The 10466-nt window shown below is 33.4% G+C and carries 5 protein-coding genes; all 5 read right to left on the bottom strand.

The window, feature by feature from the left end:
• Window positions 1–1650, bottom strand: a 1650-nt coding sequence (locus FWJ34_RS14890) for a DUF3352 domain-containing protein (protein WP_308256122.1), incomplete at its 3' end; no start/stop codon positions are given.
• 594 nt (window positions 1651–2244) lie between these two features.
• A complete protein-coding gene (locus FWJ34_RS14885) occupies window positions 2245–2562 on the bottom strand; it encodes an STAS domain-containing protein (RefSeq protein ID WP_308256121.1) in 318 nt (105 codons plus the stop codon).
• A 47-nt stretch (window positions 2563–2609) separates the two neighbouring features.
• Window positions 2610–5009 carry a glycosyltransferase family 2 protein gene (locus FWJ34_RS14880; RefSeq protein WP_308256120.1) on the bottom strand — a complete coding sequence of 800 codons (2400 nt, stop codon included), beginning with the start codon at window positions 5007–5009 and terminating at the stop codon, window positions 2610–2612.
• An 89-nt stretch (window positions 5010–5098) separates the two neighbouring features.
• A complete protein-coding gene (locus FWJ34_RS14875; protein ID WP_308256119.1) occupies window positions 5099–9130 on the bottom strand; it encodes a DUF3131 domain-containing protein in 4032 nt (1343 codons plus the stop codon).
• 184 nt (window positions 9131–9314) lie between these two features.
• Window positions 9315–10466 (bottom strand): DUF3131 domain-containing protein (locus tag FWJ34_RS14870; protein ID WP_308256118.1); only part of this gene is annotated, 1152 nt, incomplete at its 5' end.

Genomic DNA, 10466 nt, shown 5'->3' with positions numbered 1-10466 from the left:
TTTAAAAAAAATTGTTCTGCCGTTGACTCCGTTTTCGAATCCTTCCCTAGTTATTTTTAAAGATTGTAAATTATCAAATAAAGGCTTAAATCCTAATTCAACAATTTTAATAACTGGAAACTTTTTGATAAGATAAGGTTCTAAAGGTTGCCATTTGAGATATAAATAACCATCGTTATTATTAGGTAAATTTTGAATTATTGATTGAAAATCATTTGAAGATAATAGATTTCGTTCGGAATTGCTTAAAATGTTATTTAAAACATTAACTGAATTAGTTAAAATTTCATAAACATCTTTTTGTGCATATACCCCTTTTACCTGGGCTTCAAGCCGTGAAAAATTATTTTCAGAAGTTGTAATTAATTCTGTCCATGCTGTTATAGTATTATTTTCTAAAGGTAATTTACCAACACTTAAGCCTCTATCTTTAGCAAGATTATCTAATTTATCTGTCAATAATTCTTCTTGTTTTTCTGTGACAAATAACCAGTTTAATTCTTTGGTTATTTCATCTATGGATAAGGATACGCCATATTCTCCGGTAACTTTTGAAAACATATCTTCGGTAAAATCCAGTTGTAAAGATTCTTCTAAAGGGTGAATACTTTGATAAATTAATTCGGCTAAGGGGTTATTATTATCTAATCCTGCTTTGATATGTTGCCAAAATCCTTCTAAATTTACTCCCGAAATCGACAAAACACTATTATCAGGAATATAAGCTAAAGTTTTTGGAGGAGTTGTGAAACTAGGAGGTTGATTTTCGGCTTCATTCACCCCAAATAAAGCGGTATGAGTTACTAATCCTTGACGGTTAAGAGTTAAAGATAAGGTTAGACTTTGACTAATATAAGGGGTTGTTACTTCTCCTTGATTGGTAATCCATGCGGAAGTTGTAGGTAAATTTAGATAAGCTATACTAATTTTTTTTTCGGGTAAGGAGGCGATCGCTTTTTGATAAGATTGATCTTGTGCTAAATTAAGATCAATGGCTTGAGCATTATTAATTGCCTCTTTCAATACTTGTAAATCATTGGCAAATAAAACAAAATCAGCAACTACCGCCGCTGCCACTTGTTTAATGTCATTATCCACTATAGTTGAACGTTGATAAACTAAATTAACTCCTTTATACTGTTCAAAAATCAATTCCGCAGTATTAGAAAGCACTTGTTTGCCGTAATAAGTTTGTAAAAATTCTCTTGCTAATTCTGATGATTTATTTTTAACTACTAACAAATATCCGGGTTTAACACCATTATCAATATTATGATCATAATCTAAAGATGTCACGGCTAAAGTAATTTCATCCCCTAACCAATCTCGTAAATCTTCCTCCGAATCGACTTGAGCTTGAGATAGTAATTTTGTTCTGAATTGCTCGATTGCTTTTAAAACTCGTTTTTGTTGATCATTAGAGGGTAATAAGTTTGCTATAATACCCACTTTATCAGGATTAATCAATAAAGACACCATTAAAGGCGACTGTTTTGGGATAAAAACAACTCCTTGAGGATTATTTTTAACACCTTCCTTAGTAATGTAATTGGAATATGTGGCTGAAAATAACCATAAACTAACAACGGCTATAAAAATTACCCCGACTATCACTATTAAAAATTTAGGTATAACGAAACGAGATTTCATGAGTATTAAATAATGAAGAATGAGGAATGAGGAATGAGAAATAAGGAATTAAGAATACTTCTTATCTAAAACTTAAAACCTATTATCTATTATATTTCTCTAATAATTATAATTGTACGATCACCAAAAGCAATACTTTGTGATCGAAAAAAAATATAAACCATGCCAATTTAATGATTTATATGCTCAAATTGATTTAATTTTCAATTTATGGAGATGGCTATTAGCTATTAACATTTCCTATGTTAGCAATAATATATCAGTCGTGAGAATACGATCCCTCCTACCTAACCCCAGGGTTGTTTCATTCTCGAATTTTTAGTTTGGATAGAGTAATGAGTAATGAATTTTGATTATTTTTGATGAAAAAAGATTCTCTCAGAATTTTTAGATAATAACTAAAATATTAAGAACCAAAAACTCTCTAATACTTATATGCTCAAGACTATAGCCAATTCGTGCCTTTTACTTTGAAACAGCCCTGCCTACCTAACCCCCCTAAAAAAAAGGGGAATATCACCCTCAATTTCTCACAAATGATTCCTGGTTGCGATACCTATTAGATGTCTTGAAAAAGACTATTAAAGACTATTATTAATTATTTATATTTTTAAAAAATTCTTCAGGATTGTCAAAAATTTTAAAAATTTGATCCATTTTAGTTAACTCAAAAATTATCTTTAATTGATCATTTAAATTACACAAAGATAAATTTGCTTTGGCGGTTTTAACGGTTTTATAACTAGCGACTAACGCCCCTAAACCTGAACTATTCATAAAAGAAACATCAGTAAAATCTATTAAAATAGTCTCGAATCCTTCAGCAATTGAATTAGTAATTTCTTGTCTTAATTTAGTGCCGTTATCAGTATCAAAAATACCAGTAGGTTTAAGAATTTTGTGGTTAGCCATATGTTTGTAAATTATTAGAAATATTTAAAATATTGGGGATCAAAAAATTACTGATTCACAGAAGGCTGCCAAGTCGCAGCTTTAACCATAACCCATAATAAAGATATATTATATATTGACCAACCAATATTGAGAAAAGTAACTCCAGGATTTTCTAATTGCCCTTGTAATAGGCGATATAAACTCCAAAGAATACCTAAACTTGTCAAAATTATAATGGTTAGTTGAGGTATAATCAAGCCTAAAAACATCCCTGATTGTCTTTGTTTAGGGGTAACTTTAAAACTTAATGGTTTACCACTAAAAACGCTAATTACCGCTTGAATAAATAGGGGAAATAAACCTATAGCATATTGTTCTGATCGCCATAATTCACCGGCGGGAATTCCCCAACAAGCTACAGTAAAAGTAATGCGGTTTAAAATAAAAGCAGGAAAAAAATGAATAGCAAACTCGTTACCATAGGCATTAACTGGGATTATCCCCGTAAAAAAGTAGATAATAGGGGAGATTAAAAAGATGAGAATGAAAAAACCAGCAAAATAACTATACATCGTTTGAAAATACTGTAATTGCTGAAAGAAACTTAAACCTTCCTTATTTTTACTAAAAGGCGATTCTCGGAGTAATACTTGAATTGTGCCTTGCGCCCATCGTAATCTTTGTTGTAAAGTAGAAATAAGATCATCAGGTGCTAATCCGGCAGATAATTCCTCATTATGGTACACAGATTTCCACCCAGCAGCATGAAGTCTCATGGCAGTATTCATATCCTCAGTAATACTATTGCTAGACATTCCTCCTACTAAATCAAATTCTGCTAATCTATCTTCGTTGAAATCCATAGAAAAATTTTGTAACCCTACATTTACTAAGGCTTCTCGTCTTAAAATAGCATTTGTACCCGTATAGAAAGCAGAGTTCATACCGTCTTTGCTTTGTTGAATTAAGCCATAGAATAAGTGAGCTTGATGACCAAAAGGATCACCAGGTGGTAAATTGTAAAAGGCTTGCGGTGTTTGTACAAAGGCTATTTGATTACTGTCATATTTACCGGTATTAATATTATATTGAAAAAAGTAAGGTACGACACGTTGTAAGAATTGAGGTTGTGGAATATGATCCGCATCAAGGGTAAGGATTAAATCACCGTTGGTTTCCCCTGAAAAAATAGCATAATTAATGTTTCCTGCCTTAGCATGATGAGGTTTACCTTTTGGTTTTGGACGAGCAATATAACAAGCTCTTCCTAAGTTACTAAGCTCTATTTCTAAGTCATAAATCTCTTTTTCTAAGGATTGCTGCACTTGTTTAAGATAATCGTCAAGGGAAGATAAATGAGGATATGACTGCAATATCAATTCTTGAAAACTTTGTAAGTAACCTGTTAATTGAGATACTTTTCCTTCTGTTTCAATGTCGGCTGTGGCTTCATAGGATTTGAATAAAATTAGACAATTACGTTGATCTGGGGTGGTAGTATAATATGAACTATCCATTAACTCTTGAAGCATTACCATTCCTCTGCCGTGTTCTTCTAAGACATCAATTTCAGCAGGTAAGTTTTTGATTTTTCCTTGCCAATCAAAGGATTTTCCTTGATCCCAAATTTTAATTTCGATACCTTGACTTAAAATAAGAATATCAATAGTAATAGCAGTTTTTGGAGGTAAATCTTTATGAGCGTGACGAAGGGCATTATCAAAACCTTCCCCTAAAGCTGTTTGACATTCTAACCATGTTCTTAAAGGCACATAAATCGGCTTAATTTCTTCAAACCAAATTAAAACTTGTGCAAAAGAATCCGCTTCCCCATTTACTTCAAGATGAAATAGATCTAATATTTTTTGTGCCTTAGAAATTTCTGGGCTGAGGATCTGAATTTGTGCTAATCTTGCCATTAATTGCGATCGCTTTTGATTAATTAGATCAGCTTCAGCTTGTAACTCAGGAGATTGTAAATCTTGAAGACAAAGATTTTGAGCCATTTCTCTCATAGCCAGAGAATTACCATCATCTAAAACATAAACCTTCAACTTAGAAACAGGATAATCCATCTTTAAAGCTGCTTTAGCGGTTGTTTCTACCATATCAACAGGTTCATTATAACAGGTAATAAAAACATCAACTTTAGGTATTTGTTCTTTAGGTAAAGGAGGGCGCATGAATTTGAGAGAGCGAATTTCCCTGACTAAGGGGCGCCATAAACCGATATAAAACATGACACCGCCAAGATAACAGTAAATTTCGGCTAACAATAGAGGAATAGAAATCCACCACACAGAAAAGTTAATCGAATTAGTGATACGCCATTGAAGATACCAACCGCCGAATATAAGGTTAATTATCATCAAATAACGAAAAAGCATTGTTCTTTCTTTGAGACGAATCTGTAGATTGCCTGAGAAAGAATAGGAGTCTTCAACTAAAGGATTTGGGGTAATCATGGAAATAGTGAGTAATGAATAAAGAAGAATAAAACATTAAGTTAAATTTTTCTTCGTTTTCTAGTTTTTTCATTCTTAATTTTACATTCCTAATTAATTATTAAAGGTTTTTGTTTAATTTTATATAATAGACTCTCTAAAACGATGGCATTAGTATTAATGTTTAATAATTTATTAATACCAAGAGAAGGATTTTCATATTTTCCTGCAAAGTATCCTTTATTTATATCTCCTAAATTATTAACTGCTTGATGTAACTTTTGGGGGTATGGATGTTCTGGTTTCAAGGCATTCCAAGCAAAGGCGGCTTTGGTGCTTAAAGTACGATATTGAGGATATGATTTTCCTGTACTACTAATAGCTGTCCATTTTTCACCATTAGCATAGATACTATAATATAAAAAATAAGGTGAGCGATCAAGAGAATCTTCATTAACCGCTGTTAAGATTTTAGTGCGTTGATACCGTCTTTCTTGAACTTCTAGTAATTTATTAATAGGGGGTATAACTTCTCCTTGCCAACCTATTTCTAAACCCCATAATAAAAAAGGATCATTGGTTAGGTAATTACTTGCGTTAGAATTAGCTAAGTTACGTTGATCAACTTGTAAGATAATTCCTTCTATTTCCACAGGTTTAATGGGAGGATTATTTAAAGCATTTTCCGCAATGATACCCCATAATTTAAAAGCTTGAGCGGCATATTGTTCATAACCGAGTCTGCCTTCTTGTACTAATTTTACCTTTCCTTGTTGAATAATTCCACCTTTGAGCCTACCATCTTTAATTAATCTGTTTAATTGCCATTTTTGGATAATTCGATCAATTTGAGCTTGATAAGAAGGATAATGATTATAAACTACCCGTAAAGACACTAATAACCTAGCTAAGTCTAACACAGACCAACCCGTGATACCCGATGGATCAAATTTGTTGTCTAAAGTACGCATTTGGGCATTTGTGGTACTATAGGCTTTGTTAGGTAAGTTGCTGATGGTAGAAAGTTTTAAATTATCTAAAGTGGATAGGGTTTTACTCATCATCATTTCAAAATTAGATTGGGGAATTATCTTTAATTGATAAGCGGAATGAATAGCCAAAACACTACTACCTAAATCCCATAAAGTAGTCCAAGTATAGTATTCTACAGCATTAACTAAACCAGTTGACTCATGCCAATTACGCTCAAAATATTTCCATGCCATCATCGCCGATTTTTTGTCTTCTGAAGTAAAAGAAGAAGGAGTAATAGTCACAACGGATGACGGTTTTTCTGTATTTTGAGGTAATAAAGGTTTTTCAATGTTATTTAGTGAATTAAAAGGTAAAGGTTTTTCAATATTTGGTAAATTAGGTAAAGAAGAAATGGGAGACTTTTGATTTAAAGAAGTCCAGTAATTTTGTGAACCTTGAGAGATAAACTTAATTTGAGGAGTAGAAGTTGTTGGTAATCCGTTACCTGATTTTTGGTTTTCAATCGCTTTCCACCAAGGAGAGTTAAAATCAAAACGGTTAAGCAATAATGGTTGTTGTGTCACACTATAAAGCAGGGATTGTAAAATTAAACTATTGGTATTGTTACTAAATCCTGACACTCGATCGCCACTTTCTTCATAAAAGCCCTCAGAATATCCTAAGTTGGAATTAGATAAATCTGCAACGGACTGCCTTAACAATTTGGCGTATTCATTATCGGGGTATAAAGCTGAAAAAGCAAAAGCTACTCCGGTGCTAGTAATTCGCTTGGTATTAGAAAATTGATTATCTGTTAACACCGCCCAAGGTTTTGTCTTACCCACAATAGAGCTAGTAACTACATAAGGATCAGATTGAATTAAGCTAGTATCAGAAGCATTTAGAATATTACTGTTACGGTAACGATTTTCTTGGGCTTGAAATAAATTAGCTAGTATAGGTTTCATAGTAGAGTCTAACCCTAACAAAAGTCCATAGTTAAGAAAAGGGCTACTAACGGTATATTGTTCTTGAGCATTAGAATTTTTATCTTTTCGGGCAATCGGCACTTTTACCCCTTCTACTTCCATCATCTGATAATTTTGATCAACAGAGTTATCAACAGAGAAACCCCATAATTGAAAACCTCTTGCAGATAATTCTTCATAGCCTAAAAAGTCAGCAGGATAAATACGAGTAAAGGATTTATTGTCTTTTTTTTCGACTACGGCATTATGTAAACGTTGATTATTGACTACCCTAATATAAGACCAATCTAGGAGAATATTATCTATAGGTTGAATATATTGGGGATAACAGGCTTTAATGTTATGTAATGATAGAAGTAATCTGCCCACATCTAAACCAGACCATCCGATACCTTCTTCCGTCGGATTCATGCCATAATCAACAGGGGTTAAAGTGCGAATATCGTAACCTCGATGAGGTAATTCTCCAGCAAATAGAGATATTTGTTTTAATGTACCTAAAAATTGCCTAATTCTGGTATCAAAAGTATTACTATCAATAATTCCTAAACTAAAGGCAGTTTGTAAGGCAGAAAGATAGTTACCCATGCCCCATAAATTAGTAGCTTTCATGTCAGTGCGATCGCTTACTAAACCTGTTTTTGGTTCATAATTGGTTTCAAAATATTTCCAAGCCGAGGAGGCATAACGTCTTTCAATAATGTTCAAATTACGAGTTAAATTGTAACATTGAGGAAAGGAAGTTTCCCTAACAGGAGAAATAGGAGGGATATTAATAGAAGTATTTTGAGGATTATTAATACTAGGAGGATTAGTTACTTCTGCTTGAGGAGGTGCAGGATATTCTTTCATCACTGTAACACCTTTAGGTTTACCAGTAGATGCTGTAACTTTAGCATTTTCAATTAAAGGACGATTGCCCTTAGCTTGATAGTACAATAGCTCTAAAATCAAGCCATTAGTATTTCCTGTTAAAATTCCATTATTTTTTTTGGTTTCTTCAAATTGCCCAGCGACAAAACCTCCTCCATCAGGGCTAATAAAACTATTAACAACGGTTTTTAATTGTTGGGCATAAGTATTTTGAGGGAAAATATAACTCCATCCTAAAGCCGCTTTAGTGCTAATAGTACGCAATTGAGGATATGGTTGATTATTTTCTGTAATTGTTGCCCATGCTACTCCATTCGCAAAGATAGTGTTATATAAAAAGTAAGGAGAACCATCAATATTGTCCTCTGTGACGGCTGTAAGTTGTCCTGTTGCCTGATAACGACGTTTTTGGACTTCCAAAACATTTGTGGCATACTCTTGCATTTGTTGCCCTAAAAAGCCAAATTCGATCCCATCCAAAATATAAGATTCACTCACTACATAATTATTAGCATTAGTAGATTGAAAATCACGGGTATCCACAGGCACTTTTACTCCATATATTTCTACCATCTTAAAAGGCTCAAAGGAAAGGGCTACGGGGGCAGCAAATCCCCATAATTCATACCCCCTAGCGGCATATTCTTCATAGCCTAAACGCCCTTCTTGTACTAACATAGTTTTACCATCAGGCAAGACAGTAGCACCATAAAGCATTTTATCCTTAATTGATCGAGAAATTGCCCAACGATTAACGATAGTTTGTAGCCAATCGGTATATTGAGGATGACAAATGCGGATCACATGAAATGCTGCTAGAATACGACCAATATCAAGGGCTGACCAACCAATACCTCTTTCGATAGGATTATTACCATAATCGACTAATTGTCCATTAGCAGTGTTATAAACTTTATTAGGGAGGCTATCTTCAAATAATCGCAGTTTACCAAGAGAATCCAAAAATTTATTAAGACGTTGATCAAAATCTTCTTGAGTAGTAAGATTAAGCCATCGGGCGGAATTTAGAGCCATTAAATAATTACCCATATCCCACAGTGTACCAGAAGGATAGTTATTCGCCGAGTTAGTAAAGCCTGTTTCTGGTTGGTAATTATTTAGGAAATATTGCCAAGCAACTTTTGCCCAATTTTCTTCTTCAGGGGTAAGAGGTTGGCTAATATTAGCACAAGAATTGGGAGATTGAGCGATAACAGGTTGAATACCAATATTAAGAGGTAATTGACTGGTGAAGATAATTCCTGCTAAAAATAGAGCAATTAATTTTAACCATTGACGTTTCATAACAACAAGGAATGAGGAATGATTAGTATTTTGTAGTAAGGGATTTATCTTTTATTTTCCCATAATCAATGTTAAAGGAAGTGCAACCTACAATCATTAATTATCTTAATGGAGGGTGTTGGATTTGGTTGTTTAACCCAATCTACTGTAATCTATAATTAAGTTAACCTTTAATTTTAAATTCCTAATTATTTTGTGCCCAAATTAAGAGAGGTTTACCGACTTGTTTATATAACAATAATTCAAGAATTACCCCATTATTATTAGCAGTTAAGGCTTTATTTATTTCTGGCAAACTTTCGTAATAACCGTTATACCAACCTTCTGGTGCGGTTAATTTTTCCGTGACAAAATTAGATAGTTTTTTTGTATATTCAGAATCGTATAATATATGCCAACCAAAGGCTGCTTTTGTACTTAAAAATCGCAGATTATCATAATTTTCTCCCGTATCTTTTATGGATGCCCAAGGTTTACCATTGACGAAAAGAGTGTTATAAATAAAGTAAGGTTCTCTATCTAAATTATCTTCTGTTAATGCTGTTAATTGGTTTGTAGCTTCGTAACGTGCTTGTTGTGCCAATAAAATTCGATCGCTGTAGGCTTTTGGTAATGCTTGAAATCCTGTTTCAATACCGTCAAGAATATAAGGCTCACTTAATACATAGTTATTAGCTTGAGAATTAGCTTGATCTCTTTTATCATAGGGAATACCGACATTATAAAGATTTACGAAAGCAGTTTTTTCTTGAAAATCGAGGGCTTTATCAACTTTTAAACCCCAGATTTTTAAGCCAAAGGCGGCATAATTTTCGTAGCCTAAACGTCCTTCTTGATTATACTGCTCTTTACCATCTATGACGCTCGTACCATACATTTGTCCGTCCAAGGTAAGTCTTTTTACATTCCATGATTGCCAAATTTTAATTACTGCAGGTTTAAATTCAGGGTAACGGGTAGCGATAATATTCAACCATATTGCCATTCTACCTATATCAATGGCAGACCAACCAATTTCTTCTTTTATCTCTAATTGCCCATAATTGACAGGAATTAAGGTTTGACTGTTATAGACTTTATTGGGTAACTCTTTGTTGTATAATGGTAACTTGGCTAACGTGGTTAAGGATTGAGTCATTTTTGCCTTAAATTCTGTTGCCGGTATTAATTCTAATTCTTTTGCACTAACTAAAGCGGCAAGAGCTGCGGCTTGATCCCATAATGTTACAGAAGGAAATCCATCAGCAGAATTCACTAATCCAGTTTTGTCATTCCAATTATTCTGAAAATATGCCCAAGCTGTTTTTGCCGCAGTTAATTCGCCTAGGGTTAATGG

The organism is Geminocystis sp. GBBB08, assembly GCF_016743215.1.
Lineage (GTDB): Bacteria > Cyanobacteriota > Cyanobacteriia > Cyanobacteriales > Cyanobacteriaceae > Geminocystis.
Note: the sequence above shows the minus strand (reverse complement) of the source record. Positions and strands in the feature narration are given on the sequence as shown.